General features: G+C 64.5%; 24 protein-coding genes, 1 tRNA gene and 1 other RNA gene. 21 read left to right on the top strand and 5 right to left on the bottom strand.

The window, feature by feature from the left end:
- Positions 1–72 precede the first annotated feature (72 nt).
- From GR167_RS14105 to ribD, 11 genes are all read left to right on the top strand, one after another.
- Positions 73–393: a hypothetical protein gene (locus GR167_RS14105; RefSeq protein ID WP_160974357.1), complete on the top strand. Its 321-nt coding sequence runs from the start codon at positions 73–75 to the stop codon at positions 391–393.
- Between the two features lie 81 nt (positions 394–474).
- On the top strand, positions 475–2,439 hold the full coding sequence (dnaG, locus tag GR167_RS14100; protein ID WP_160974356.1) for a DNA primase: 1,965 nt from the start codon (positions 475–477) through the stop codon (positions 2,437–2,439).
- 127 nt (positions 2,440–2,566) lie between these two features.
- Positions 2,567–4,555 (top strand): RNA polymerase sigma factor RpoD, encoded by a 1,989-nt coding sequence (gene rpoD, locus GR167_RS14095; protein ID WP_160974355.1) that lies wholly within the window; start codon positions 2,567–2,569, stop codon positions 4,553–4,555.
- 738 nt (positions 4,556–5,293) lie between these two features.
- Positions 5,294–5,749: a thiol-disulfide oxidoreductase DCC family protein gene (locus GR167_RS14090; protein WP_160974354.1), complete on the top strand. Its 456-nt coding sequence runs from the start codon at positions 5,294–5,296 to the stop codon at positions 5,747–5,749.
- On the top strand, positions 5,746–6,288 hold the full coding sequence (locus GR167_RS14085; protein WP_160974353.1) for a DUF4166 domain-containing protein: 543 nt from the start codon (positions 5,746–5,748) through the stop codon (positions 6,286–6,288). The genes GR167_RS14090 and GR167_RS14085 overlap by 4 nt, the downstream gene beginning before the upstream one ends.
- 74 nt (positions 6,289–6,362) lie before the next feature.
- Entirely contained in the window at positions 6,363–6,647 is a 285-nt protein-coding gene (locus GR167_RS14080) for an HlyU family transcriptional regulator (RefSeq protein WP_160974352.1), read from the top strand.
- 1 nt (position 6,648) lies between these two features.
- Positions 6,649–7,068, top strand: a complete 420-nt coding sequence (locus tag GR167_RS14075; protein ID WP_160974351.1) for a secondary thiamine-phosphate synthase enzyme YjbQ — start codon at positions 6,649–6,651, stop codon at positions 7,066–7,068.
- An 85-nt stretch (positions 7,069–7,153) separates the two neighbouring features.
- Positions 7,154–8,380, top strand: coding sequence for a bifunctional alpha/beta hydrolase/OsmC family protein (locus tag GR167_RS14070; protein WP_160974350.1), 1,227 nt, complete (start codon positions 7,154–7,156; stop codon positions 8,378–8,380).
- Between the two features lie 328 nt (positions 8,381–8,708).
- A complete protein-coding gene (locus tag GR167_RS14065; protein ID WP_160974349.1) occupies positions 8,709–10,367 on the top strand; it encodes a methyl-accepting chemotaxis protein in 1,659 nt (552 codons plus the stop codon).
- Between the two features lie 194 nt (positions 10,368–10,561).
- Complete coding sequence (gene nrdR, locus GR167_RS14060) at positions 10,562–11,032, top strand: transcriptional regulator NrdR (RefSeq protein ID WP_160974348.1); 471 nt, start codon at positions 10,562–10,564, stop codon at positions 11,030–11,032.
- Positions 11,029–12,123 (top strand): bifunctional diaminohydroxyphosphoribosylaminopyrimidine deaminase/5-amino-6-(5-phosphoribosylamino)uracil reductase RibD, encoded by a 1,095-nt coding sequence (gene ribD / locus GR167_RS14055; protein ID WP_370741317.1) that lies wholly within the window; start codon positions 11,029–11,031, stop codon positions 12,121–12,123. The genes nrdR and ribD overlap by 4 nt, the downstream gene beginning before the upstream one ends.
- A 117-nt stretch (positions 12,124–12,240) precedes the next feature.
- Here the strand turns inward: ribD and GR167_RS14050 are convergent, their stop codons facing one another.
- From GR167_RS14050 to GR167_RS14040, 3 genes are all read right to left on the bottom strand, one after another.
- On the bottom strand, positions 12,241–14,262 hold the full coding sequence (locus GR167_RS14050; RefSeq protein ID WP_160974513.1) for a capsule polysaccharide biogenesis protein: 2,022 nt from the start codon (positions 14,260–14,262) through the stop codon (positions 12,241–12,243).
- The gene (locus GR167_RS14045) at positions 14,262–15,395 is read right to left on the bottom strand and encodes a polysaccharide biosynthesis/export family protein (RefSeq protein WP_160974347.1); all 1,134 of its coding nucleotides are present in this window, start codon (positions 15,393–15,395) and stop codon (positions 14,262–14,264) included. Before GR167_RS14045 ends, GR167_RS14050 begins: the two co-directional genes overlap by 1 nt.
- Positions 15,396–15,490: 95 nt before the next feature.
- Positions 15,491–16,783 (bottom strand): capsule polysaccharide biogenesis protein, encoded by a 1,293-nt coding sequence (locus GR167_RS14040; RefSeq protein WP_160974346.1) that lies wholly within the window; start codon positions 16,781–16,783, stop codon positions 15,491–15,493.
- Positions 16,784–16,935: 152 nt separating this feature from the next.
- Between GR167_RS14040 and GR167_RS14035 the strand changes: the two genes are divergently transcribed.
- The 6 genes from GR167_RS14035 (at position 16,936) to GR167_RS14010 (ending at position 21,536) form a co-directional block, all read left to right on the top strand.
- A complete protein-coding gene (locus GR167_RS14035) occupies positions 16,936–17,523 on the top strand; it encodes a riboflavin synthase (protein WP_160974345.1) in 588 nt (195 codons plus the stop codon).
- Positions 17,524–17,845: 322 nt separating this feature from the next.
- The gene (locus GR167_RS14030) at positions 17,846–18,811 is read left to right on the top strand and encodes an MBL fold metallo-hydrolase (protein WP_160974344.1); all 966 of its coding nucleotides are present in this window, start codon (positions 17,846–17,848) and stop codon (positions 18,809–18,811) included.
- Between the two features lie 107 nt (positions 18,812–18,918).
- Positions 18,919–20,052, top strand: coding sequence for a 3,4-dihydroxy-2-butanone-4-phosphate synthase (gene ribB, locus GR167_RS14025; RefSeq protein ID WP_160974343.1), 1,134 nt, complete (start codon positions 18,919–18,921; stop codon positions 20,050–20,052).
- A 1-nt stretch (position 20,053) separates the two neighbouring features.
- The gene (locus GR167_RS14020) at positions 20,054–20,605 is read left to right on the top strand and encodes a 6,7-dimethyl-8-ribityllumazine synthase (RefSeq protein ID WP_160974342.1); all 552 of its coding nucleotides are present in this window, start codon (positions 20,054–20,056) and stop codon (positions 20,603–20,605) included.
- A complete protein-coding gene (gene nusB, locus GR167_RS14015; protein ID WP_160974341.1) occupies positions 20,602–21,090 on the top strand; it encodes a transcription antitermination factor NusB in 489 nt (162 codons plus the stop codon). Before GR167_RS14020 ends, nusB begins: the two co-directional genes overlap by 4 nt.
- Positions 21,091–21,209: 119 nt before the next feature.
- On the top strand, positions 21,210–21,536 hold the full coding sequence (locus GR167_RS14010) for a hypothetical protein (RefSeq protein WP_160974340.1): 327 nt from the start codon (positions 21,210–21,212) through the stop codon (positions 21,534–21,536).
- A 130-nt stretch (positions 21,537–21,666) separates the two neighbouring features.
- On the opposite strand, the gene ssrS is transcribed toward GR167_RS14010, so the two are convergent.
- Positions 21,667–21,823: non-coding RNA, 6S RNA (gene ssrS / locus GR167_RS20430), on the bottom strand.
- 300 nt (positions 21,824–22,123) lie between these two features.
- Between ssrS and GR167_RS14005 the strand changes: the two genes are divergently transcribed.
- Both GR167_RS14005 and GR167_RS14000 read left to right on the top strand, forming a co-directional pair.
- The gene (locus GR167_RS14005; protein WP_160974339.1) at positions 22,124–23,785 is read left to right on the top strand and encodes an FAD-dependent oxidoreductase; all 1,662 of its coding nucleotides are present in this window, start codon (positions 22,124–22,126) and stop codon (positions 23,783–23,785) included.
- A 157-nt stretch (positions 23,786–23,942) separates the two neighbouring features.
- Positions 23,943–24,395, top strand: coding sequence for an MmcB family DNA repair protein (locus GR167_RS14000; protein ID WP_235915973.1), 453 nt, complete (start codon positions 23,943–23,945; stop codon positions 24,393–24,395).
- Here the strand turns inward: GR167_RS14000 and GR167_RS13995 are convergent.
- A complete protein-coding gene (locus GR167_RS13995) occupies positions 24,392–24,580 on the bottom strand; it encodes a DUF6324 family protein (RefSeq protein WP_160974338.1) in 189 nt (62 codons plus the stop codon). The two genes, GR167_RS14000 and GR167_RS13995, sit on opposite strands and share 4 nt — an antisense overlap.
- Before the next feature lie 78 nt (positions 24,581–24,658).
- On the opposite strand from GR167_RS13995, the gene GR167_RS13990 reads away from it, so the two are divergent.
- Entirely contained in the window at positions 24,659–25,141 is a 483-nt protein-coding gene (locus GR167_RS13990; protein ID WP_160974337.1) for a GNAT family N-acetyltransferase, read from the top strand.
- Positions 25,142–25,186: 45 nt separating this feature from the next.
- Positions 25,187–25,263: transfer RNA gene (locus GR167_RS13985), tRNA-His, on the top strand.
- Positions 25,264–25,278: the final 15 nt, after the last annotated feature.

Raw genomic sequence — 25,278 nt, 5'->3', positions numbered from 1 at the left:
CGCCTGGCGCCCTCTTGCGTCAGCGCCGGCGGGGTGTCATCAAGGGGCACGCAAAGCTTTCCGAGGTGATCCATGATCCGTGCCCTGACCCGTGCCCTGACGATTGCCGCCCTGGTGACGGCGGCCCCGGCCCTGGCCGAAACCGCACAGGAAAGGCAGCAGCGCTGCGGCATCCAGACCGGCATCGTTCAGCAGGCGGTGACCCTGCGCGCCGGGCGCAAGTCCCAGAAGGGCGCGACCCGGCGCATTCTGCGTTCAGATGCCATCGCCGGCACCAAATACGAACGCAATGTCGATATCCTGGTGCAATGGGTTTACGGGCTGCCGCAGGATCAACTGACCGACGATACCGTCACCACCTTCGAAGCCGCCTGTAACGACTACAAGCAATAATCCGCCCCGACGTGCCGCTGATCCGGGTCGCGATTGCGCGGCCCATTTTCTTGTCCGGCCGCTGCGACTATAGTTCCTGCCATGAGTCTCCCACCCGGTTTCCTCGATGAATTGCGTAACCGCCTCAGCCTGTCACAGGTGGTGGGGCGCAAAGTCATGTGGGACACGCGCAAATCCAACCAGGGCAAGGGCGACATGTGGGCGCCGTGCCCGTTCCACCAGGAAAAGAGCGCGTCGTTCCACGTCGACGACCGCAAGGGCTATTATTACTGCTTCGGCTGCCACGCGAAGGGCGACGCGATCAGCTTCGTGCGCGAAACCGAAAATGTCGGCTTCATGGAGGCGGTGGAAATCCTCGCCCGCGAAGCCGGGATGCCGCTGCCCAAACGCGACCCGCAGGCGCAGCAGAAGGCCGACCGCCGCAGCCAGCTGGCCGAGGTCATGGACATGGCGGTGCAGTTTTACCGGCTGCAGTTGAAACGCGGCGGGGCCGAAGCCGCGCGCGGTTATCTCGACCGGCGCGGGCTGAAGCCCGAAACGCTGGACCGGTTCGAAATCGGCTTCGCCCCCGAGGGCTGGCAGAACCTGTGGGATCACCTGCGCGGCAAGGGGGTGGAGGAAGGCCTGATCCTCGGCGCCGGTCTGGCGCGGGCCTCGACCAAGGGCAAGCAGCCCTATGACGTCTTCCGCAACCGGATCATGTATCCGATCCGCGATCCGCGCGGCCGCTGCATCGCCTTCGGCGGCCGGGCGATGGACCCGAACGATAACGCCAAATACCTCAATTCGCCGGAAACCGAACTGTTCGACAAGGGCCACAACCTTTACAACCAAGGCCCCGCGCGCGAAGCGGCGGGCAAGGGCAATCCGCTGATCGTGGCCGAAGGATACATGGACGTGATCGCGCTGTCCGAAGCAGGCTTCGGCGCCACCGTCGCGCCGCTGGGCACCGCGATCACCGACAACCAGCTGCATTTGCTGTGGCGGATCGCATCGGAACCGGTCATCGCGCTGGACGGCGACACCGCCGGTCTGCGCGCCGCGATGCGGGTGATCGACCTGGCGCTGCCGCTGCTGGAGGCGGGCAAGTCGCTGCGTTTCGCGCTGATGCCCGAAGGCAAGGACCCCGACGACCTGATCCGCGCCGAAGGCCCGGCCGCGATGCAGGCGCTGCTCGACGCGGCGATCCCGATGGTCGACCTGCTGTGGCGGCGCGAAACCGAAGGCCAGGTCTACGACAGTCCCGAACGCAAGGCGGCGCTGGACAAGGCGCTGCGCGAAAAGATCAAGCTGATCCGCGACCCGTCGATCCGCGCCCATTACGGCGAAGCGATCAAGGAAATGCGCTGGAACCTGTTCCGGCCCAACCGCCGCGCCGCCTTCGTGCCGGGGCAGGGCGGCGGGCGCCAGCCGTGGCGCGGCAAGGACGGCCCTGCCGTCAATCCCGGCACCAAGTTTTCCATCCTGGCCGCCGCCGACGACGCGGTGCAGAACCGGGTGCGCGAGGCGGTAATCCTGGCCACGCTGGTGCGCCAGCCCGAGCTGATCGCCGAATTCGACTATGAAATCGACCGGCTCGACTGCGCCGATCCCGATTACGCGCTGCTGCGCGACAAGCTGTTGGACCTGTCGCATCACGGCCAGTTGGGCGATCTGGAAAACCGGCTGGCGGAAATTCTGGGGCCGGGGGTGCTTGAAAACATCTTCGCGCTGCCCCATGTGGCGATTGCACCCTCGGTGCGCCGTCAGGGCGATGTCGAAACCGCCCGGATGACCGTGTCGGAGGAATTCGCCAAGCTGCAGGCCGAAAAGGGTCTGTCCGCCGAAATCGCCGAGGCCGAGGAAGAATTGATCGGGCTGGCCGACGAAGCGGTGACCTGGCGATTGCAGCAGGCCGCCGAAACCCGCAACCGCGCGGTGCGCAGCGAACAGGAAGACAATGCGCAATATGAAATCGGCAAGAACGGCGCCCGAATCGACCGCAGCGAACGCGAAGCCCTGGACAGGGTTTTGGGAAATATCAGCTTTACAAAACGGTCACGTTAGCCGTTTTGGTGAAGAATTAGGAAAGAAATACGGGTAAACGGGTTTCCGAATCACAGATTCGCGCTATTGATTCGGGTTAACGAATCACCCGACATGTCCGAGCTAACTGCCCGTGCAGGAGAACTACATGGCTGCCAAAGACACCGAAGACCGCAAACCCGACGATCAGGACGCCGAAGTTTCGCTCGATATGAGCCAGGCCGCCGTCAAACGGATGATCGCCGAGGCGCGCGAAAAGGGCTACATCACCTATGACCAGCTCAACCAGGTGCTGCCGCCCGACCAGGTGTCGTCGGAACAGATCGAAGACGTGATGTCGATGCTGTCCGAAATGGGCATCAACATCATCGAGGACGAAGAGGCCGAGGAAGAGGAACAGAAATCCACCGCCGTGGTCGACGTGTCGTCGAACCGGGGCGAAGTGGCGCTGTCCTCGGGCGGCGCCGAAAAGCTGGATCGCACCGACGACCCGGTGCGGATGTATCTGCGCGAAATGGGATCGGTCGAACTGCTGTCGCGCGAAGGCGAAATCGCCATCGCGAAACGCATCGAGGCCGGCCGCAACACGATGATCCAGGGGCTGTGCGAAAGCCCGCTGACCTTCCAGGCGATCACCATCTGGCGCGACGAACTTCTGTCCGAAGACATCCTGCTGCGCGACGTGATCGATCTGGAAACCACCTTCGGCAACCAGATGGACGAAGAAGGCGAGGGCGCCGAACCCGTGGTCGAGGCGGCCAATGTGACCTCGGCCCCGAAGGAAAAATCGGCCGAGCCGGAACTGGATGCCGACGGCAACCCGATCCGCAGCGACGACGACGACGAGGATGACGACGAACAGGCCAACATGTCGCTGGCCGCGATGGAAGCGGCGCTGAAACAGCGCGTGCTCGATACGCTGAACCGCATCGCCGAGGATTTCGAACACCTGTCGGAAATGCAGGACCTGCGGATCGCCGCGACCCTGAACGAAGACGACAGCTTCTCGGAACAGGAAGAAGCGACCTACCAGAAGCTGCGCTCGGAAATCGTCGAACTGGTGAACGGGCTGCACCTGCATAACAACCGGATCGAGGCGCTGATCGACCAGCTTTACGGCATCAACCGCCGCATCATGCAGATCGATTCCGCGATGGTGAAGCTGGCCGACCAGGCCCGCATCAACCGCCGCGAATTCATCGAGGAATATCGCGGCCGCGAACTCGATCCGAGCTGGCTCGACGATATGTCGCAGAAACCCGGCCGCGGCTGGCAGGCGCTGATCGAACGCTCCGCGGACAAGGTCGAGGAACTGCGCAACGACATGGCGCAGGTCGGCCAGTATGTCGGCCTCGACATCTCGGAATTCCGCCGCATCGTGTCCCAGGTCCAGAAGGGCGAAAAAGAAGCCCGCCAGGCCAAGAAGGAAATGGTCGAGGCGAACCTGCGCCTGGTGATCTCGATCGCCAAGAAATACACCAATCGCGGCCTGCAATTCCTCGACCTGATCCAGGAAGGCAATATCGGCCTGATGAAGGCGGTCGATAAATTCGAATACCGCCGCGGCTACAAGTTCTCGACCTATGCGACCTGGTGGATCCGTCAGGCGATCACCCGCTCGATCGCCGATCAGGCCCGCACCATCCGTATCCCGGTGCACATGATCGAAACGATCAACAAGCTGGTCCGCACCGGCCGTCAGATGCTGCACGAGATCGGCCGCGAACCGACGCCGGAAGAATTGGCCGAAAAGCTGCAGATGCCGCTGGAAAAGGTCCGCAAGGTGATGAAGATCGCCAAGGAACCGATCAGCCTCGAAACCCCGATCGGGGACGAGGAAGACAGCCAGCTGGGCGATTTCATCGAGGACAAGAACGCCGTCCTGCCGCTGGATTCCGCCATTCAGGAAAACCTGAAGGAAACCACGACCCGGGTTCTGGCCTCGCTGACGCCGCGTGAGGAACGGGTGCTGCGGATGCGCTTCGGCATCGGCATGAACACCGATCACACGCTGGAAGAAGTCGGCCAGCAGTTCAGCGTGACCCGCGAACGGATCCGTCAGATCGAGGCCAAGGCGCTGCGGAAGTTGAAGCACCCCAGCCGGAGCCGGAAGCTGCGGAGCTTCCTGGATCAGTAAAGGGAGGCGTCTCAATGGTGGGAAAGCGTGCATGGCTTCTTAGTTGGGAGTACGCGGGCTATCCCCCCATTGGGAATCACAACGTAATTGCCGCCATCATTTCTCCTAGACGCTCGGCTCACTTTGTTCGCTCTATTGCGGAAGTAATCTACGAGCAGCGCTACTGCAACGTTTCGGAGTTGCTACCAACGCTCAACAAGCAAAAAGGCCTTTCTGTCAATGGCCGCCCCGGGGAGGTACTGGTTGGGCACCATCCGTTCCTGCATGGGCGCCTCGTTTCAGATCTTGTTTCGGAGCTTGATGACGAAACGGCTACAGAAACGCTAACGTGGATTGAGCCACCGCAGTATAAAATAGCGGATTCTGGTGGTGGCGTCGTACTTGATCGTGCTGAATTGAAGCGTTCACTAACGAGGTCTAGTCTCCCTCTTTGGCCAGGGCTCTATGATTAGTATTTCGTAGGGTGAGTGCTCGCACGCACCATCCGGCCTGGGAAATCCGTCGCAAAACGCTCGGAAACGCGCGCTATGATGAGGGTAGCCGGGCCAGCGCCGGACCGTGGGCTGGCCCGGCGGCCTGCGGCCTTGTTCCGGGCCGGGGGTGCACCCCTTGTCCAAAACCAACATGCCCGCCAGACGGCGTTGACGTCGGCAACAGCCGGATCAATACTCGCCGCATGTTGCGGTCTTCACATCCATCGATAGATTCGAAATGCCATGATTCCCCCAAAGGTGCGGCATGACGCCTGTCGCCGCGCTCCCCGACGATCTGCAGCAGGTGCTTGGCGATTGCGATGTGATCGTGTTCGATGGCGAATGCGTGCTCTGCTCGGGCTTCTTCCGGTTCATGCTGCGCCATGACAAATCCGGCCGGTTCCGCTTCGCCACGGCCCAGTCGCCGCTGGGAACGGCGATGTACCGGGCGCTCGGCCTGCCCACGACGGATTACGAAACCAACCTGGTCATCGTCGGCGGCCGCATCTTCACGCGGCTCGATGTCTTTGCCGCCGCGATGCGGGCCCTTGGCGGTGTCTGGCGCGTGCCGGCGCTGTGCCGGTTCCTGCCGGGGCCGCTCAAGCATCCGCTTTATCACCTCATCGCGCGCAACCGTTATCGCATCTTCGGCCGCTACGACGCCTGCATGATCCCCGACGAGCAGGTGAAATCCCGCTTTCTGCCCACGGGATGGGGATGACGGAAGCGGACGATCCTTTCCTGCGGGCGGCCAAGGCCCGGGGTCTGATCCTGCCGGGACCGCTTGCCGATTTCCATTCCGGGGCGGGGGCGCGCAGCTTTGCCGGACAATGCGACATCACCCGCGGGCGCGGGGCGCTTGTCGGCCTGCTGCTGCGTCTTGGCGGCTTCCCCCCGGCGGGGCAGGGCATAGCGATCCGGCTCGAGATGCGCACCGTTTCCGGCCTGACGCAATGGCGCCGGGATTTCGGCGGCGACGCAACCGTTTCCAGCCTGCGCTTTGACGCGCGGCGCAGGGCGGTGGTCGAAGGTTTCGGCCCGTTCCGCGTCACCATGGTGCCGGACATCGATGATCAGGGGCTGACCCTCGCCATCAGCCGCATCGCCGTGCTCGGCCTGCCGCTGCCGCGATGGATCGCCCCGAAAAGCAGCACGCGCGAAGGCGTCGATGAGGCGGGCCGCATCCGCTTCGACGTCTCGGCCGCGCTTCCCGTCCTGGGGGTGCTGATCCGCTACCGGGGCTGGCTGGTACCGGAATAGCGGGTCGCGCCCCCTTGCCCCCAACCGCTGCAGCCCGCACACTGGCGCGCAAACGGAACCAACGGGATCACCCTATGTCACTGCTTTCCAAACTCTTCGGCGCCGGTCGGTCGAAGCCCAAGGCCAAACCCGCAGCGCAGCCCGAGGATTACAAAGGCTTCCTCATCTTCCCCGACCCGATGCCGGGAGAGGGCGGTTTTCGCATCGCCGCCCGGATCGAAAAGGAAGTGGGGGGCGAGCTGAAGACCCACATGATGATCCGCGCCGACACCGTGCAGTCGGAGGACGAGGCGCGCAGCATGAGCCTGCGCAAGGCGAAGGTCTTCATCGACCAGATGGGCGAGGGCGTGTTCCGCTGAGATGCAGACCAGCTTCGACATCGCCACCCGCGGACAGGGGCTTTACGAATTCACCCGCGAGGTCGTCCGATGGACGGGTGAGCAGCCCCGGCGCGACGGGCTGCTGACGCTGTTCGTGCGCCACACCTCCTGCAGCTTGCTGATCCAGGAAAACGCCGACCCCGAGGTGCAGACCGACCTGCGCAATTTCTTCCACCGCTTGGTGCCGCCCACCACTGACCCGTCGATGTCCTACCTGACCCACACCTATGAGGGCCCCGACGACATGCCTGCCCATATCAAGGCGGCGATGATGCCGGTGTCCTTGTCGATCCCGGTCAGTGGCGGCCGCCCGGTGCTGGGCACCTGGCAGGGCATCTACCTGTTCGAACACCGCGACGCGCGGCACAGCCGCCAGGTGGTGGCGCACCTGTCATCCTGACAATTCGGTGAAAAGGCGCGCGAGCCCCTTTGCGCGGGCCCGATTTTCCCCATAGTGGCCCGCGAACGCCCAAGGGAATCGACTGATGAAATCCGAACGTTTCAGCTTCACCGGCCATGACGGCAGCACGCTCGCGGCGCGGCTCGACCTGCCCGAGGGCAAGGTCTGCGCCACCGCGCTGTTCGCCCATTGCTTCACCTGTTCCAAGGACATCCCGGCGGCGCGGCGCATCGCGTCGCGGCTGGCGGCGCAGGGCATTGCCGTGTTGCGCTTCGATTTCACCGGGCTGGGCCATTCCGAGGGCGAATTCGCCAATACAAATTTCACCACCAACGTCGCCGACCTGCTGCTGGCCGCAAGCGCGCTGGAGCAAAAGCTGATGGCGCCGCAATTGCTGATCGGCCATTCGCTGGGCGGGGCGGCGATGCTGAAGGCGGCGGGCGACATTCCTTCGGCCCGCGCCGTCGCCACCATCGGCGCACCCTTCGATCCGGCCCATGTGACGGACAATTTCGGCGCCCGGGTCGAAGACATCCGGCAAAAGGGCAAGGCGCAGGTGCATCTGGCCGGACGCGATTTCACCATCTGCAGCCAGTTCCTCGACGATCTGGAGGCGCAGAAGATGGGCCCGGCGATCCACGCGATGAAAAAGGCGCTGCTGGTGCTGCACGCGCCGCGCGACACCGTCGTGGGGATCGACAACGCGGCGGAAATTTTTGCCGCCGCCATGCACCCCAAATCCTTCGTCACGCTGGACGATGCCGATCACCTGATCACGGCGGAGGCGGATGCCGAATACGTCGCCGACACCATCGCCACCTGGGCCGGGCGTTATCTCGATCTGATCGAGGAGGATTTTCCCCAACACGCACCCGACGGCGTGGTCCGGGTGTCGGAGGCCGACGCCTCGGGTTTCCTGCAGGACGTCAATATCGCCGGGCGCCACCACATGCTGGCCGATGAACCGCAGGAAATGGGCGGCACCGACCTGGGTCCCAACCCGTATCAGTTCCTCGCCGCCGGGCTGGGTGCGTGCACCGCGATGACCATCCGCATCTATGCGCGATTCAAGAAACTTCCGCTGGAACATGTGTCGGTCGAAATCACCCATGACAAGCGCCATGGCGAAGAAATCGATCCCGCCAAGGGCAGCGACAAGATCGACGTATTCCGCCGCGACATCCGGCTGGTGGGCGATCTGAGCGACGAGGAGCGGCAGAAGCTGCTGCGCATCGCCGACCGCTGCCCTGTGCACAAGACGCTGCATAACGCCTCGGTCATCGAAACGGTGCTGCGGCCGGAAGAGGGCTGAGCGCCCGCGCCGAAGCTCGCCGCGCGGGACGTCCTATACTGGGGCTTGCCGATTTTTTGCGCGCAAAAGATGAAAATATACGCCTTTATGATGGGAAGGCGGCTATCATTGCGGATAGTTTCGCCCGCATACCGCGCGATTTGCTCAAAACTCCCCAAATCCCGTCGTTCCCCTCTTCTGACGCCATAGGCGTTGAGTGATTAGAGTGATTGGGTGCGATCCCATATTGTTTATCCCGCGCAAGTCCCGGGGGGGCGGCTTTGGCCGCAGGAGGGGACACGCCGGATTTCTCCTCTGATCCTCCTATTTGGAAGCTGGAGGAGATTCGATGCGCTTCACATTAAAAACCCGCCTGGTCGCGACATTCGCGGCGGTATTTCTGATTTTCGCGGGCAGCATGTTCCTGGCAGTCACGGCGCTGCAAAAGGCCAATACCAAGATGGAAGAGATCGTGCAGGTCAAGACGGCGCATCTGCTGGATGCGCGGGGCCTGCTGGTTCTGACGCGGGACATGCAGATCGATGCGGCCAATATCCTGATCGGCTGGGCCGGTGGCGAAGAAGACCCCGAACGGGTCCCGACCCTGCGCAAGAGCCTGAACGACAACGCGGACCAGGCCGTCGCGATCCTCGAAGAGATGAAGACTTATTCCGGCGAAGAGCTGCAAAAGCCGCTCAAGCGCATGGGCAGCCAGGTGAAGCGCTTTACCCAATACACCCACGGCGCCGTCGAATACGAACTGGACGGCGATGAGCGGGCGAACGAGGTCTATCATTTCGGCGTCAATCCGACGATGGACAAGATGAAGGGCCTGGCGACCCAGATCGAAGCCGCCTATGCCGCGGAAATGGACCAGGCGGTGGAACAGGCGCGGGCGGACTATGCCGAGGTGCGCCGCAACATGTTTGCGGCCATGGGCGTGGCGGTCGCGCTGATGCTGGTGTCCTCGACGCTGATCATCCGCAACCTGTCGACGGGGCTGAACCGCTCGATCGCGCTGGCGCGCCAGGTGGCCTCGGGCGATCTGCGCAGCACCGCGACGGTGACCGGCAATAACGAACTCAGCGACCTGCTGAACGCCCAGAACGACATGGTGCTGCGGCTGCGCGAAACCGTCGACAACGTGTCTTCGGCGGTGAGCAACCTCGTCGCCGGGGCCAACCAGGTGTCGGGCACCTCCGAAAGCCTGTCCGAGGGCGCTTCGGTCCAGGCCGGATCGACCGAGGAAGTGTCGACCGCGGTGGAGCAGATGTCGGCCAACATCTCGTCGAGCTCGGAAAACGCCGCCACGACCGAGGAAATCGCGGCGAAAGCCGCGCATGACGCCAAGCTGTCCGGCACCACGGTGTCCGAGGCGGTCGCGGCGATGCAGACCATCGGCGAACGCATCATGGTGCTGCAGGAAATCGCCCGCCGGACCGACCTTCTGGCGCTGAACGCTGCCGTTGAGGCCGCCCGCGCCGGCGAACATGGCCGCGGCTTCGCGGTGGTGGCCTCCGAAGTGCGCAAGCTGGCCGAGAACAGCCAGCAGGCGGCGGCGGAAATATCGGCGATGTCGGCCAACACAGTGTCCACCGCGACCAAGGCGGGCGAGATGCTGGAAGCCTTGGTACCCAATATCGAAAAGACCTCCTCGCTGGTCAGCGACATCACCGCGTCGTCGCGCGAACTGGCGATCGGGTCGGTGCAGATCAATGAATCGGTGCAGCGGCTGGACGGCGTGACCCAATCCAACACCTCGGCGTCGGAGGAACTGTCGGCGGCGGCGACCGAACTTCTGGGCCAGGCCGAACACCTGGCCGAGGTGATCGGCTTCTTCCAGACCGACGATTGCGGGGCAGGGGAAGCGGGTGAACAGGCCGACCAGGCCGAGGCCGCCGATGCCGATCTCGACGGCGAGGACGAGACCGGCGAAGCCAAGCCGCTGATCGATCTCGACACCGCGGACAGCGACGAGGACGTGGTCGATTTCAAGGCCGCGTCCTGATCCGGCTAAGATCCGTTCAGGAAAACCAGAACAGCCGCGGCAAGCGCCGCGGCTGTTTCATTTCTGCCCGTGCCGCCGCGTCATCTGGTGGTCGTAACTTCCCTCTACCCAAACCCTAGAGGCTGTCCTATAGTGCCTGTGGATAAGTGGAAAAAATCCACAGGATGAGGCGGTAATTTAAGAGGGGGCCGGCCATGCGTTGCCCGTTTTGCGGAAATATTGATACGCAGGTGAAGGATTCACGGCCTGCCGAAGATCACGTTGCGATCCGGCGCCGGCGCTTCTGCCCGGCCTGCGGCGGCCGCTTTACCACCTATGAACGGGTGCAGCTGCGCGATCTGGTGGTGATCAAGTCGAACGGCCGGCGCGAAGATTTCGACCGCGACAAGCTGGAACGCTCGATCCGCATCTCGATGCAGAAACGCCCCGTCGAACCCGAACGGATCGACCAGATGATTTCGGGCATCGTGCGGCGGCTGGAAAGCATGGGCGAAACCGACATCCCGTCGAAAACCATCGGCGAAATCGTGATGGAGGCCCTGGCGCGGATCGACACCGTCGCCTATGTGCGCTTCGCCAGCGTCTACAAGAATTTCCAGGCGGCGGATGATTTCGACAAATTCGTCTCCGAACTGCGCCCCGACACAGGCCCCGACGAGGCGTGAACGACGATACCCGTTACATGGCGCTGGCCCTCAGCTTGGGGCGGCGCGGCCAGGGCAACACCTGGCCCAACCCGGCCGTGGGCTGCGTCATCGTGAAGGACGGCCGGATCGTCGGGCGCGGCTGGACCGCCCCGGGCGGGCGGCCGCATGCCGAACCGCAGGCGCTGGCGCAGGCCGGGAACCTGGCGCGCGGCGCCACCGCCTATGTCAGCCTGGAACCCTGTGCGCATCACGGCAAGACGCCGCCCTGTTCAGAGGCGCTGATCAACGCGGGCGTGGCGCGCGTGGTGTCATCGATCACCGACAGCGATCCGCGCGTGTCGGGCCGCGGTTTCGCCATGCTGCGCGACGCCGGGATCGAGGTCACCACCGGCGTGCTGGCCGAAGAGGCCGCGCGCGATCTCGCCGGGTTCTTCCTGCGCACCGAGGAAGGCCGTCCCTTCCTGACGTTGAAACTGGCCAGCAGCTTCGACGGCCGCATCGCCACCGCCACCGGCGAAAGCAAATGGATCACCGGGCCGCAGGCGCGGCGATGGGTGCACGGGCTGCGCGCCAGCCACGACGCGGTAATGGTTGGGGCGGGCACGGCGCGGGCCGACGATCCCTCGCTCACCGTGCGCGATCTCGGCATCGACCGGCAACCGGTCCGCATCGTGGTGTCGCGCCGGCTCGACGTGCCGCTGATGGGCAACCTGGCGAAAACCGCCCGCGAGGTGCCGGTCTGGATCTGCCACGGCCCCGATCCCGACCCGGTGCTGCAACGCACCTGGACCGATCTCGGCGCCACCCTGATCCCCTGCGACGTGGCGCGCGGTCAGATCGACCCGGGGGCGCTGCTGCGCGCGCTTGGCGACAAGGGGCTGACCCGGGTGTTCTGCGAAGGCGGCGGTGCGCTGGCGGCCTCGCTGCTGTCACACGACATGGTGGACGAACTGATCGGCTTTACTGCCGGCCTCGCCATCGGAGCCGAGGGCTTGCCCGCGATCGGCGCCATGGGGCTGGAACGTCTGGCCGAAGCGCCGCGCTTCCAGCTTGGCGAGACTCGCGCGCTCGGCCCCGACATCCTGCACCGCTGGATAAGGCGCGGCTGATCTCTTCTTCTTGGCCCAAATACTCAAAATCCGCCGCAGGCGGTCAGGCCTGAAATTTTCCGCAGGACAATTTCAGGCGAAACATGCGCGCGCCTTGGCGCGCTCCTTTAGATCGCCCTAGCGCCACAGATGCGCCCAGCCCGCGAAGATGCCCTGCAGCTTTGACAGCGCCTTCAGCCCGCGCCCCTGTCCGGTCTCGCCAGCGGCCAGCCGCTCGACGATCACCTCGACGGGGCAGGGCAGCCCGCTCACCGGGTCGCGGTAGCGCGGGTAATCGATCAGCGCGGCGTGGACCAGCCCATCCAGGCTGACCCGCGCCCGCCGCCGCTCCGGCACCGGGCCCAGGTCGGTGGTCAGCCCCCAACCCGCATAGAAGGGCGCGCCCAGCGTGGTGACCTTCACCCCGCGCAGCAGCGCCTCGAACCCCAGCAGCGATGTCATGGTCCAGACCTCGCTCACCTCGTCCAACAGCGCCACCGGATCGGCGTCTTCCAGCACCGCGTCGGCCAGCTCCAGCGCTGCCTCGCGCGATACCGCGCCGGGGCGCAGCCCGGCCTCGACATCCGGGTGCGGCTTATACAGCAGCACCGCGTCCGGGTTGGCCGCCCTTGCTGCGCGCAGCAGGTCCAAGTTGGTGCGCACTTCGCCCGCGCCGAGCCGGATCGAGGCGTCGTTTTCCACCTGTCCCGGCACCAATATCCGGCGGCCTTCGGGCAGCTCGGGCGCGTCGCCGCCTAGATTGTACTTGCTCAGCCCCGCCTTGATCAGGCTGCGGCGCAGCATATCCGCCCGCAACTGCTGATCAGGGCGCAGCGTGGCGCGGGCGGCGATCAGCCGTTCCAACCGGCTTTCCCGCCCCGGATCGTAGTAAATCCCCAGATCGTCGCAGACCAGCGACAGCGGCGGCACCAGCTCGGCGCCCAGCCCGCGCGAACGCAGGAACCCGTCCTCGACCCGCACCAGCCCGTCCATCTCTGGCCCTTCGGCCTTGCCGGCCCAAATCATCTGCGGCCGCGCCACTCCCCCGTCGGGCGCGTCTCGGAACCTGACGGCTTTCTCGCCGCCGAAGAAACCGTCGATGGCGCGGCGCTTCCATAGCCGCATGCCGCTGGCGTCCCACCCTTCGCGGTCCTCGCGCCAGGCCCGCACCCGCGCCTCGAACCCGTCGATCACGTCTTCCAGCGCACACAGCCGGTCGCGGCAGGGATCGTACCAGACCGGGTAAAGCATCATCGCCCCTGCGAACAATTGCGCCCGGGTCAGGCTCCGGCGGCGGCGCGGCATCGGGTGGAAATCCTCGCTCAGCCCCCAACCGGCATAGAAGGGTTTGCCGAAGACGCGCGGGCGGTGCCCGGCGATGATCGCCTCGAAGCCCAGTTGCGAGGTGACGGAATAGACCGCCGTGGCGCCCTCCAGCAGCGCCCAGGGGCTGACGGGGCGGTCGTACAGTTCGATCCGCCCGGTCGCGTCTTCGGCGCTGAAATAGCCGTTGCGAAATCCCTGCTGGGTTTCGGGATGGGTCTTGATCAGGATGCGCGCGCCGGGGTTCTCCTCCTGCGCGTAATAGAGCATTTCGCGGAAGGAATTGGCGTCCGCCCCACCCAGCTTGACCGAGGCATCGCCGCGCGTCTGGTCGATCACCAGCACGTAGCCCGGTTCGGGCGGTGCCTCATCGGGATCGAAGCCCGCGTATTTCGTCAGCCCCGCCTCGATCATCCGCGCCATGCAGCCGCGCGCGCGGTTCAGCAGCGCGGCGTCGTCCAGCGGCTGTTCGGCCAGGATGCGCTCCAGGTCGGATGGATGCGAGGCGTCGAAATGCATCCCCTCTTGGCAGATCACCAAGCCGATGGGCGGCTCGCCCGCCCGGCCGGGATGGATCGAGCGCAAGAAAGCGTCCTCGACCCGCACGATCCCCGCGCCGGTCTTTTCCGCCACCGCCTCGCCGCGCGCGGCATAGGGCGAATGGCCCCAGACCGCGATCAAGTCGTCGGGCCCGGGGCGGAACAGTTTCAGATCATAGCCTGCCAGGTCGCAGATCCGCCGCACCCGGCGCTGGCGCAGGAACCCGGCGTTGAAAAAAGCAACCCGCCGGGGCGGAGCCCCGGCGGGTTCAGTCCCGATCCAGTCGGGATTACGCATCAGCCGCCGGTCAGCGTGCCGATCGAGCTCGCCGTGGTCAGCGATCCGGTCAGCGACGAAATCGTCTTGTTCCACTGGGTGAACGGCGCTTCGGTCACATACAGCGTGTCTTCGTCGCGCACCGCGAAATCGCGCGCCAGGAACAGCCCGTTGGGTTTGGTCAGGTCCAGTACGTAAACCATCCGCTGCGCCCCGATCAGGTCGGTGCGGCCCAGCACCGCGTTGGCGATCTCGGCCGGTTCGTTACGCATCACGAAAACGCCGGTGGGATCGGCCGCGGTGGGCACCAGCCCGCCGACCTGGGCGATCGCCTCGACCGCCGAAACGGTCTTGCTCTCGAACCCCACGCGGGTCTGGCTGCCGGTGGCGCCAAGCGCGGTGAAGGTGCGGGTGTCGCCCTCGACCAAGATCCGGTCGCCGCCGCGCAGCGCGATGTCCAGCTCGGGATTTTCATAGAGGTCCTGCAGCCAGATGCGGCCCTTTTCGCTGCCCCGGATCACGCTGACCTGGGCGATGTCGGTGTCGATGGTCACGCCGCCCGCGCGCGCCAGCATCGCCGACAGGGTGCGGGTGGGGCGTTCGATGGCGAACACGCCCTGGGCGCCGACCGATCCGACCAGCGACACGGTCGATCCGTCGCCGGCGGTGCGGCGGACCTCGATCTGCGGGTCGGGGGTCTGTTCTTCCAGCTTGCGGGTGATGATGCTGCGCAGCGCCTCGGGCGTGTTGCCGGCGGCGCGGATGCGGCCCGCATAGGGCACGAAGATGAACCCGGCGCCATCGACCTGAACCTCGGCCAGGGTGGTGGCGGAACTGGCGGAACTGGCCAGCAGCCCGTCTTCGACGTTTTCCCACACGGTCAGCGACAGCGTGTCGCCGGGGCGGATGATATCCGATCCCAGCGTGCCCGCCTTGGTGAATTTTTCGGAGAAGCCAAGCGCCGGGGTGACGGCGGTGGCGCGGGTGACGCGGTCGTTCACGGCCACGATGAAGGCGTCGCCTTCACGCTGCACCGATCCGGCGAAGATTTCGCGCTTGTTCGGGCCGGTCCGGGGCAGGCCGCAAGAGGCGACAATTGCCACGGCGGCCAGCAGGGCGACGGATTTCGCCCGTCGGGAAGCTGGGAATTTCACTGCTCGGTCTCCTCGACCTGTTGTTTTCTGCCTCAAGTCTTTGCGGCAACCTAACGGAATCCGGAACAAAAATCCAGCGCTAGACCTTGTGGCGCTCAGCTCACCACACGCAACTGTTGCCTCGGGGCCGCGGTTCCCGACTTCAGCGCGTCATAGGGGTCTTCGTCGCTCAGCATCATGTCGACCACGTGACGCAGCAGCTGCTTGCGCCCGCGGGCGGAATAGAACCCGCCGGGCACCTGGCTGGTTTCCAGCAGGAAGCGGCGGTAATCGCGATAGGCGGGCAGGTCGGGGCGCCGCGCGGCCTGGAAAAACGCGGGCAGCGGCTGGTCGGAGACGAATTCCGGCTTGGCATAGACCGCGTCGCCGAACACCTTCAGGGGGATGCCGCGCCACAGCACCTGCTGCCCGGCGGTGGAATTCACCGTCACCGCGCTGCGGGTGTCATTGAGAAGCCGCGCCAGCTTGCCGCCGCGCACGAAATGCACCCGGTCGGCCACGCCCGCGCGCCGCGCGATGCGCAGGATTTCGCGTTTCAGCGGCACCCGGCCGTTTTCCAGCGGATGCGCCTTGATCACCAGGTGGTGGTGCTGCGGCGCGCCCTTGGCGAACCCGTCGATGGTCAGGTCCAGGAATTCGGTCATCGTCGAAAACGGCGAATGTTTCTGGAACGCGCTGTCATGGGCCAGCTGCAGCAGCACCACGTGATAGGGGAAACCGCCATGGCGCACCCGGTAGGTGGCCAGCCCGCGTTCGGCCATCAACAGCGGCGTCATCAAGAGCCGGGTGAAATAAAGCTGGAATTCCCGCGCCACCGGCAGATCGCGATGCGGCCGGAAATTGCGGTAGTCGCGGTTCCGGAACATCACGAACCAATGGTACAGCGCGCCGTAGAACACGTGCTGGCGGGTGTCGCCCCAATGTCCCGGCGGCAGCACGGTGTCGAGGTCGGAGCGTTCCAGCGCGTCGCGCATCTCGGCCACGCTCAGCCGCATCAGCCGCGAATTGCCGTTGGACCCGTCGCGTTCATAGGTGACCCAATAGGGCCGCAGGTAGCCTTCCTCGAACACATGCACCCGCAGCCCGGCCTGGCGCGCGCGCGCCACCGCCTCGGCATGGATCGGGCGGGTGTCGCCGTAAAGCACGATATCGGTGACTCGCTTTTCGGCCACCAGGTCCTCGAACCGGTCGGGCCAGTCGTCATGGGAGCCGCGATAGGGGATATAGCTTGCCGGGTCGAACCAGAACGCCCGGTCGCCGGCATTGAAGCCGACGCGCCAGACCTCGGCCCCGGCCCGGCGTAGCATCTTGCCAAGCTGGTGGAAGAAAGGTCCGTGCGGTCCCTGCAGGCACAGGAAAACCCGGGTATGTCCGCTGTCGCTGCTCATTCCGGTCAGGCTGTCCTAACGGTTGTTTTCAACGTGCTAACGCGTTTCGTTGGCGAAAATAAGGCGTAAATTGAAAGTAAATTGGGTTGTTTCCATTAAGGTCAACGGCTAGGTCATGATCCAGTTTAGACCGCATGGCAATGGGGGCGGATATGTTTACCGGCATCATCACCGATATCGGCGAGGTTCAGGCGCTGGAACAGCGCGGCGATCTGCGCGCGCGGATCGGCACGCGCTACGACATGGACGGCGTCGATCTGGGCGCCTCGATCGCCTGCGACGGGGTCTGTCTGACGGTGGTGGCGAAGGGCGCGGGCTGGTTCGACGTGGACGTGTCGGCCGAAACCGTGTCCAAGACCAACCTGGGCGGCTGGGCCGAGGGCCGCAAGCTGAACCTGGAACGGGCGCTGAAGGTGGGCGACGAGCTGGGCGGTCATATCGTGTCGGGCCATGTCGACGGCGTGGCCGAGATCGTGGCGATGAGCGAGGAGGGCGACAGCACCCGCATCACCCTGCGCGCGCCCGAGGCGCTGGCGCGTTACATCGCGCCGAAAGGATCGGTGGCGCTGAACGGCACCTCGCTGACCGTGAACGAGGTCGAGGGCTGCGATTTCGGCATCAACGTGATCCCGCATACCCAAGACATGACCACCTGGGGCGCGGCGAAGGTCGGCGATCGGGTCAACCTGGAAATCGACACGCTGGCGCGCTACGTCGCCCGGCTGCGCGATTTCGGCTGAGTTCCAGTGTGCGCCCTTGCAGGGCGCGCAGGTTTAGCTTTGCCTTTGGGCAAAGCGGTGTGGGGGCGCTGCCCCCGACGTTGAAAACCTGAGGGTTTTCAACGCCTCCCCCGGAGTATTTCGGCCAAGAAGAAGACCGGGTTCGCTGTTTCTTCTTGGCGCAAATACTCCCGCCGGAGGCGTTCCCGAGTGAAATTGCTGCAGGCAATTTCGCGAGATATAAAGAGCGCCCGGAACGGGCGCACCGTTTAACAACATATTCGCAAATGATATTGAGTTCTCCGCGTTGGTGCCTATCTTTGCCGCAAAAGGGAGCCATACCATGTCGATCATCAAACCCAGCCGCCGCGATATCCTGAAACTGGCCGCCATCGCGCCCGGTTTCGCCTTGCCCGCCGCCGCACGGGCGCAGCTTGGCGCGCCCGGCGGCGAACAGCCGGCGCATTTCCGTTTCACCCTGGGCGATATCAAGCTGACCGTGTTGTCGGACGGCTATTTCCAGGTACCGTCCAGCGGGCTGGGGGTGAATGCCGATCCCGAGGACGTCAAAGCCTTCCTGACCCGCTATTTCCTGCCCGCCGACATGGGCTATTCCCACACCAACCACCTGTTGATCGAAACCGCCGACGCGACCGTGCTGGTCGATGTCGGATCGGGCAGCCGGTTCTTCGACACGGTGGGCCGTCTGAACGGCAACATGGAAGCGGCGGGCATCGATCCGTCCTCGATCACCCATGTGGTGCTGACCCATGCCCATCCCGATCACATCTGGGGCATTCGCGACGATTTCGACGAGGCGATCTACCCGGATGCGGAATATGTCCTGGGCGAGGCCGAGCACGCCTATTGGATGCAGGACGACCTGGTCAACCAGGTGCCGCCCGAGGATCAGCAATTCGTGCTGGGCGCGGTCAATTCGATCAATTGCGACGGGGTCGACTGGATCCTGGCCAAGGACGGCTACGAGGTGGTGCCGGGCGTGCGCGTGATCGATACGCCGGGCCACACGCCGGGCCATATGAGCGTGGTGCTGGAAAGCGGCGGCGAGCAGCTGATCGCGCTTGGTGACAGCATGACTCATGCCTACATGAGCTTCCGCCAGCCGGAATGGTATAACGGCACCGACGCCAATGGCGAGCTGACCGTCGCCACCCGCAAGCGGCTCCTGGACATGGCGGCGGCCGACCGGATGGCGGTGCTGGGCTATCACTTCCCGTTCCCCGGCGTCGGCCATGTGGTCCGCGACGGCGAACGCTTCAGCTTCGTGCCGGCGCTCTGGCAGTTCTGATCCCGCTCTGATCTTCAGCGCACAGGTGCTGTGGAACGCCGCGTTGGCTCTGGCCTTCGCGGCGTGGCTGGGCTATCTGCGGGGGGAAACCTGACAGGGGGTCCCCCATGCCCGAAAGCTCCGCCTTTGAAACACCCGGTCCCGTCGAGGCCGAACTGCGCGACGCGATCAGCCCGATCGAGGAGATCATCGAGGAAGCCCGACAGGGCCGGATGTATATCCTCGTCGATCACGAAGACCGCGAAAACGAGGGCGATCTGATCATCGCCGCCGAATTCGCCGACGCCGACGCGGTGAACTTCATGGCCACCCATGGCCGCGGGCTGATCTGCCTGCCGATGACCGCCGAACGGATCGACCGGCTGGGCCTGCCGATGATGGCGGTGAACAATTCCTCACGGCATGAAACCGCCTTCACCGTGTCGATCGAGGCGCGCGAAGGCGTGTCGACCGGCATTTCGGCGGGCGACCGGGCGCTGACCATCGCCACCGCGATCAACGAACAGAACACCATGGCGGCGCTGGCCACCCCCGGCCACGTCTTCCCGCTGCGCGCCAAGCGCGGCGGCGTCCTGGTGCGGGCGGGTCATACCGAGGCTTCGGTCGATATTTCGCGTCTGGCGGGGCTGAACCCCTCGGCGGTGATCTGCGAGATCATGAAGCCCGACGGCACCATGGCGCGGCTGCCCGACCTGGTGGAATTCGCACGCGAACACGGGCTGAAGATCGGCACCATCAGCGACCTGATCGCCTATCGTGCCCGCAACGACAACCTGGTGGTGGAAACCTCCTGCACCACCGTGACCTCGGAATTCGGCGGCGACTGGGAATTGCGCATCTTCACCGATCAGACCCACGGCGTCGAACATGTGGTGATGATCAAGGGCGACATCACCACCCCGGACCCGGTTTTGACCCGCACCCATGCGCTGCACGAAGCCACCGACGTTTTGGGGCTGGGGCCGAAATCGGCGCGCCAATTGCCGCGCGCGATGGAACTCATCGCCGCCGAAGGGCGCGGCGTCGTCTGCCTGTTCCGGCAGCCGCGCAACGCGCTCTACGCCACCGAGGAAGAAGGCCCCCGGACCATCAAGCAGACCGGGCTTGGCGCGCAGATCCTCAACAAGCTGGGGCTGAGCGAACTGATCCTACTGACCGACTCGCCCAAGACCAAATATGTCGGGCTCGACGCCTTCGGCCTGACCATCACCGGCACCCGCCCGATCCTGAAGGAGTCCTGATATGGCCGGACATGAATCCCATTACATCCTGCCGCGCGCATCCTTCGACAAGCCGGTGAAGATCCTGATCGTCGTGGCGCCCTATTACAAGGATATCGCCGACAACCTGATCGCCGGCGCCAAGGCCGAGATCGAGGCCGCTGGCGGCACCTGGGACCTCGTCGAGGTGCCCGGCGCGCTGGAAGTGCCCACCGCCATCGGCCTGGCCGAACGGATGAGCAATTTCGACGGCTATGTCGCCCTGGGCTGCGTCATCCGCGGCGAAACCACCCATTACGACACCGTCTGCAACGACAGTTCCCGCGCGCTGCAGCTCTTGGGCCTGCAGGGCCTGTGCATCGGCAACGGTATCCTGACGGTGGAAAACCGGCCCCAAGCCGAGGTCCGCGCCGATCCGGCCGATCAGAACAAGGGCGGCGGCGCGGCGGCGGCGGCCTTGCATCTTGTCGCTTTGGCCCGTAAGTGGGGCGGTCAGCGCAACGGCGTGGGATTCGTGCCCGATGCCGAGGAATACAAGCTGGCAGGCCAATTCAAGGACAACTCGACCGCATGACCTCCGCCCCCGACGATAAATCGCTTTCCGGTAACCAGAAGCGCAAGATGAAATCGGCCGCGCGGCTGTACGCGGTGCAGGCGCTGTTCCAGATGGAACAGTCGGGCCAGACCGTGGATCAGGTCATGGTCGAATTCCTCGATCATCGCTTCGGCGCGGTTTACGACGGCGACGAAATGATCGAGGGCGATGCAGACCTGTTCCGCCAGCTGATGCGCGAGGCGGTGAACTGGCAGGCCAAGATCGACCAGATGACCGACCGGGCGCTGGTCGCCAAATGGCCGATCGCGCGGATCGACCCGACGCTGCGGGCGCTGTTCCGCGCCGCCGGGGCCGAATTGACGCAAACGGATACCCCGCCCAAGGTGGTGATCACCGAATTCGTGGCGGTGGCGCAGGCGTTTTTCCCCGAAGGGAAAGAGCCGAGATTCGTCAACGCGGTGCTCGACCACATGGCGCGCGAAGCCAGGCCCGAAGCGTTCTGAACGCCGAAATCTGCGGCAAAACGGCTTAATTGCGCCAAACCCCGGCCCAATATGCGCAGGCGCCTTGCATCATCCGGACAAAGGGATATCTTTGTAGGGTGACTAGAGGAGATGTCGAAATGCCGAAACTCATCCGCATGTATATCGTCAATGTGTTGATCGGCTATGGGATCGCGGCGGCCTTCGTGGCGATGCTGCTGTACTTCGACATCGCCAACCTGTGGCACCTGGTGACCCATTCCAGCAGCGGGTTGCTGGCGGTCTTCGTGCTGTGGTTCGCCAACGGCATCGTCTTTGCCGGGGTGCAATTCGCCATCGCGGTGATGCGGATGAAGGACGACGACGACGGCAATGGCGGCAAGCGTGCCCCGATCCGCGTCGACATGACCCGCATGGTCCCCGTCCGGGAAGAGGCCAAGGCCAAGAACAGCCTGACCCGCCGCTGATTTCTCAGCCGCTGCGAATTCCGAAAACCGGCCCGGGTCCGCGGCCGGTTTTTTCATGTCTGGGGGCAGGGCGATCCGTACCGAAACCCGGTACAAAAGCCCCATATTGCATCGAAGTTTTGTGAAAAGTGGCGGGCCCGCAGCGACCGTGGGGTTATCTCATTCCCGAGGACCTGTATATACAGGTGGGCGCCAGGTAATCAGGCCAGGACCTGAACAGAGCCAGCTCCCTCGGAATTGCTTAAGGCCACCGGAATGCAACCGAATAACGAGAAGAGCAGAACCCGCCAGGGCCCTATTTAGTTCCTCCCGCGCTCCGCGACAAGGGGGCGGGGCAGGGCGGCGGTAAAAACCCGCCAAGCCCCCGTTTGCCGACCCCGATACGGCTTAAAAGGGAAAATGTCGCAGCTCTCATCCGCGCCGCGCATCAGATTGACGATAAAGGATTAAATCGGTTTGCATACCGTTGCATACGTCTAAGTGTCTGAAATTGCAGCTAAAAATATCAATTCGAGCGTGACATTTTCCGCCGCCGGGGGTATTGCAGGCGCAAACGGGGGGATCGGGGTCACAAAAGGAAATTACGCGTGGCACAGAAACTCCTTGTCTTGGGCGGCGGCTTCGGCGGCCTCTACGCAGCGCGCGAGCTGCGCAAACGGTTCGGCGACGAGGCCGAGATCCAGCTGATCAGCGAAGAAAACTATTTCGTCTTCCAGCCCTTGCTGCCCGAAGTCGCGGCGGGCGCGATCACCAGCATGCACGCGGTCACCTCGCTGCGCGAATTGCTGGCTGGCGTGCGGCTGCGCAAGGCCACGATCCATTCCGTCGATTTCGACCGCCAGGTCGTCACCGTCTTCCAGGGCGTGCAGCGCCGCCCGACCGAAATCGAATACGACCACCTGGTGATCGCCATGGGATCGCGCATCGACCTCAGCCGGGTGCCGGGTCTGGAAGACCATGCGCTGAAGATGAAGACGCTGGAAGACGCGCGCCGGATGCGCGCCCATATCATCGAACGACTCGAACATGCCGACGTGACCTTCCTGCCCGAGGTCAAGCGCGAGGCGCTGACCTTCGTGGTGGTGGGCGCTGGCTTTTCCGGCATCGAATGCATCGGCGAGATGAAGGAACTGATCGACCGGTCGCTGAAATACTACCCCAATATCGACCCGTCCGAAATCCGTGTCATCGCGGTGGAATTCGCCCCGCGCGCCCTGAACGAACTGCCCGAAAGCCTTGCCGCCTACGCGGTCAAGCAGCTTGAAAAGCGCGGCGTCGAGGTGATGTTCAACACCGGCGTCGCCTCGGTCACCGGCCGCCGCCTGGTCACCTCTACCGGCGAAGTCATCCCGACCCGGACCATCGTCGCGACGATCGGCAACGCGCCGTCGCCGGTCATTCTCGATATGGACCTGGAACTGACCCATGGCCGCGTCGCGGTCGACCGCACAATGCAGGCAAAGGGGCGCGAAAACGTCTGGTCTCTGGGCGATTGCGCGCTGATCCCGCTGAAGGACGACGCCAAGGAACGCGACGATTTCGCCCCGCCCACCGCCCAGTTCGCGGTGCGAGAAGCCAGCCAGATCGCGCAGAACATCCAAGCCGCCGTGCAGGGCAAACCGCTCAAGCCGTTCAAGTACAAAAGCCGTGGCGCGCTCGCCTCTCTGGGCGCGCGGCGGGGCGTGGCGGAAGTCTTCGGGATCAAGGTTTCCGGCTACCCCGCATGGCTGCTCTGGCGGATGTATTACCTCAGCTTCATGCCCGGCTTCGACACCAAGCTGCGGGTGTTCCTGAACTGGCTGCTCGACAGCATCCGGCCGCGTTCCGTGGTGGCGCTGCGGGCCCCCGAAAAGGAAGGCGCGCGCTATGTCCATTACGCCGCCGGCGACCCGGTATTCGAGAAGGGCAACCGCTCGGACGGGTTCTATACCGTCGTCAGCGGCAGGTTCGAAGTCAGCTACCAGGACGAAACCACCGGCGAAACCGTGACCCGCGAAGTCGGCCCCGGCGGCCATTTCGGCGAGAGGATGATCATGGGCGAATCCACCCGCTTCGGCACGGTGCGCGCCCTGACCGACGGCACGGCGCTGGTGCTGGGACAGGAAGAATTCACCAAGCTCTCCAGCACCTTCGAGGCGCTCGGCTCCTACCTGGAAGACCACTTCAACCGGGTCTACCACATCGACTGGCACCCCGGCGCCGCCAAGCCGTCGGGGGAGCCGGCGGAAAAATCCCCCACCCGCCACTGACGGCCACGCGAAACGCTCCCCCGGCTTCTTCTGTTCATAAATATCCCGGGGGAGTCGCCGCTCGCGGCGACGGGGGCAGCGCCCCCATCCGCTTCGCCGTTCAGGCGAAGCCCCCTCCGGGCTTGCATTTGTTCACGATATGTTCATGATATCGGCCATGGACTCCCACGCCCAAATCCCGCCCGACACGATGCAGCCCGGCCAGCTTCTGGCGCGCGGCGTGGCGCGGGCGCTCGGCAGTTACGGCTTCGTCTCGGTCGAGGAATTCGTGCCCGCGCGCGGGCTGCGGGTGGATGTGATTGGGCTGGGCCCCAAGGGCGAGATTTGGGTGTTCGAGTGCAAATCCAGCCGCGCCGATTTCCAGTCGGACAATAAATGGCAGGGCTATCTGGATTGGTGCGACCGCTATTTCTGGGCGGTGGATGCGGATTTCCCCACCGATCTGCTGCCGGACGGGACCGGGCTGATGATCGCCGACGCCTATGGCGGCGAAATCATCCGCATGGGGGCGGAGGCAAAACTTGCCGCGCCCCGGCGCAAGGTTCTGACCCACAAATTCGCCACCCACGCCGCGCGGCGGCTGCAGGCGCTGCGCGACCCAAGGGCTTAGCGCTTGACGGCGCGGGCGGCCTGGGCGGCGGCGCGGATTTCCTCGGCGATTTCCTCGGCTTCCTCGGGGTCGAAATCCATCGGGATCTCGATCCCCTGGCCTTCGATGAACAGTCGCACCATGCCCTGATCGGTCGGCCCGATCTGCAGGTTGGCTTCGATATCGCGTTCGGTGTTGATGCCCATGGTCCGGCTCTCCTTTGACAGGGTTCAGCTAGCGCTTTCGCCCTTGCATTGCAAGCCGCAGAGGGGTTTGCTGCCGGCATGAGTGACGTGATCTTGCGCGATTTGCAAATTGGCGATGCGGGCTGGCTGATCGAACAGCACGCGGTGCTTTATGCCCGTGATGAAGGATTCGACGAAAGCTTCGAAGCCCTGGTGGCCGAGATTCTGGCCAATTACATCCGCAACCACGATCCGGCCTGTGAACGGGCCTGGATCGCCGAACAGGACGGCCAGCGGCTGGGCAGCGTGTTCTGCGTCCGCCAGGACGACGAGACCGCCAAGCTGCGCCTGTTCCTGCTGGTGCCGGCAGCAAGGGGAATGGGGCTGGGCCAGCGCCTGCTGTCTGCCTGCATGGACTATGCGCGCGCAAAGGGATACCGGCGCATGGTGCTTTGGACCCATGAAAGCCACGCCGCCGCCTGCGCGCTTTACGCCCGCAACGGCTGGACACTGACCCGGTCCGAGCCGGTGCACAGCTTCGGAACCGATCTTGTCGAACAAAGCTGGGAAATTGCGCTTTAACGGGCTTGCAATCCCCGGTCAGGAAGGCTAAATCGCCCGAACAGTGCCGCCTTAGCTCAGTTGGTTAGAGCGCTGGATTGTGGATCCAGAGGTCCCCCGTTCAAGCCGGGGAGGCGGTACCATCACCCCAAAATCGA

The organism is Thalassovita mangrovi (assembly GCF_009857745.1).
Taxonomy (GTDB): domain Bacteria; phylum Pseudomonadota; class Alphaproteobacteria; order Rhodobacterales; family Rhodobacteraceae; genus Thalassobius; species Thalassobius mangrovi.
The sequence above is the reverse complement of the archived record's forward strand: the minus strand, read 5'-3'. Positions and strand labels throughout refer to the sequence as shown.

What these genes read in the sequence shown, in the direction of transcription:
- GR167_RS14075 (WP_160974351.1), top strand. Translation starts at nt 6,649, where the DNA reads ATGCAGACCAGCTTCGACATCGCCACCCGCGGACAGGGGCTTTACGAA.
- GR167_RS14090 (WP_160974354.1), top strand. Translation starts at nt 5,294, where the DNA reads ATGACGCCTGTCGCCGCGCTCCCCGACGATCTGCAGCAGGTGCTTGGC.
- GR167_RS14035 (WP_160974345.1), top strand. Translation starts at nt 16,936, where the DNA reads ATGTTTACCGGCATCATCACCGATATCGGCGAGGTTCAGGCGCTGGAA.
- GR167_RS14050 (WP_160974513.1), bottom strand. Translation starts at nt 14,262, where the DNA reads ATGCGTAATCCCGACTGGATCGGGACTGAACCCGCCGGGGCTCCGCCC.
- GR167_RS14010 (WP_160974340.1), top strand. Translation starts at nt 21,210, where the DNA reads ATGCCGAAACTCATCCGCATGTATATCGTCAATGTGTTGATCGGCTAT.
- GR167_RS14000 (WP_235915973.1), top strand. Translation starts at nt 23,943, where the DNA reads ATGGACTCCCACGCCCAAATCCCGCCCGACACGATGCAGCCCGGCCAG.
- rpoD (WP_160974355.1), top strand. Translation starts at nt 2,567, where the DNA reads ATGGCTGCCAAAGACACCGAAGACCGCAAACCCGACGATCAGGACGCC.
- GR167_RS14105 (WP_160974357.1), top strand. Translation starts at nt 73, where the DNA reads ATGATCCGTGCCCTGACCCGTGCCCTGACGATTGCCGCCCTGGTGACG.
- ribB (WP_160974343.1), top strand. Translation starts at nt 18,919, where the DNA reads ATGCCCGAAAGCTCCGCCTTTGAAACACCCGGTCCCGTCGAGGCCGAA.
- GR167_RS13995 (WP_160974338.1), bottom strand. Translation starts at nt 24,580, where the DNA reads ATGGGCATCAACACCGAACGCGATATCGAAGCCAACCTGCAGATCGGG.
- dnaG (WP_160974356.1), top strand. Translation starts at nt 475, where the DNA reads ATGAGTCTCCCACCCGGTTTCCTCGATGAATTGCGTAACCGCCTCAGC.
- GR167_RS14040 (WP_160974346.1), bottom strand. Translation starts at nt 16,783, where the DNA reads ATGAGCAGCGACAGCGGACATACCCGGGTTTTCCTGTGCCTGCAGGGA.
- nrdR (WP_160974348.1), top strand. Translation starts at nt 10,562, where the DNA reads ATGCGTTGCCCGTTTTGCGGAAATATTGATACGCAGGTGAAGGATTCA.
- GR167_RS14030 (WP_160974344.1), top strand. Translation starts at nt 17,846, where the DNA reads ATGTCGATCATCAAACCCAGCCGCCGCGATATCCTGAAACTGGCCGCC.
- GR167_RS14085 (WP_160974353.1), top strand. Translation starts at nt 5,746, where the DNA reads ATGACGGAAGCGGACGATCCTTTCCTGCGGGCGGCCAAGGCCCGGGGT.
- GR167_RS14065 (WP_160974349.1), top strand. Translation starts at nt 8,709, where the DNA reads ATGCGCTTCACATTAAAAACCCGCCTGGTCGCGACATTCGCGGCGGTA.
- GR167_RS14080 (WP_160974352.1), top strand. Translation starts at nt 6,363, where the DNA reads ATGTCACTGCTTTCCAAACTCTTCGGCGCCGGTCGGTCGAAGCCCAAG.
- GR167_RS13990 (WP_160974337.1), top strand. Translation starts at nt 24,659, where the DNA reads ATGAGTGACGTGATCTTGCGCGATTTGCAAATTGGCGATGCGGGCTGG.
- GR167_RS14020 (WP_160974342.1), top strand. Translation starts at nt 20,054, where the DNA reads ATGGCCGGACATGAATCCCATTACATCCTGCCGCGCGCATCCTTCGAC.
- GR167_RS14070 (WP_160974350.1), top strand. Translation starts at nt 7,154, where the DNA reads ATGAAATCCGAACGTTTCAGCTTCACCGGCCATGACGGCAGCACGCTC.
- nusB (WP_160974341.1), top strand. Translation starts at nt 20,602, where the DNA reads ATGACCTCCGCCCCCGACGATAAATCGCTTTCCGGTAACCAGAAGCGC.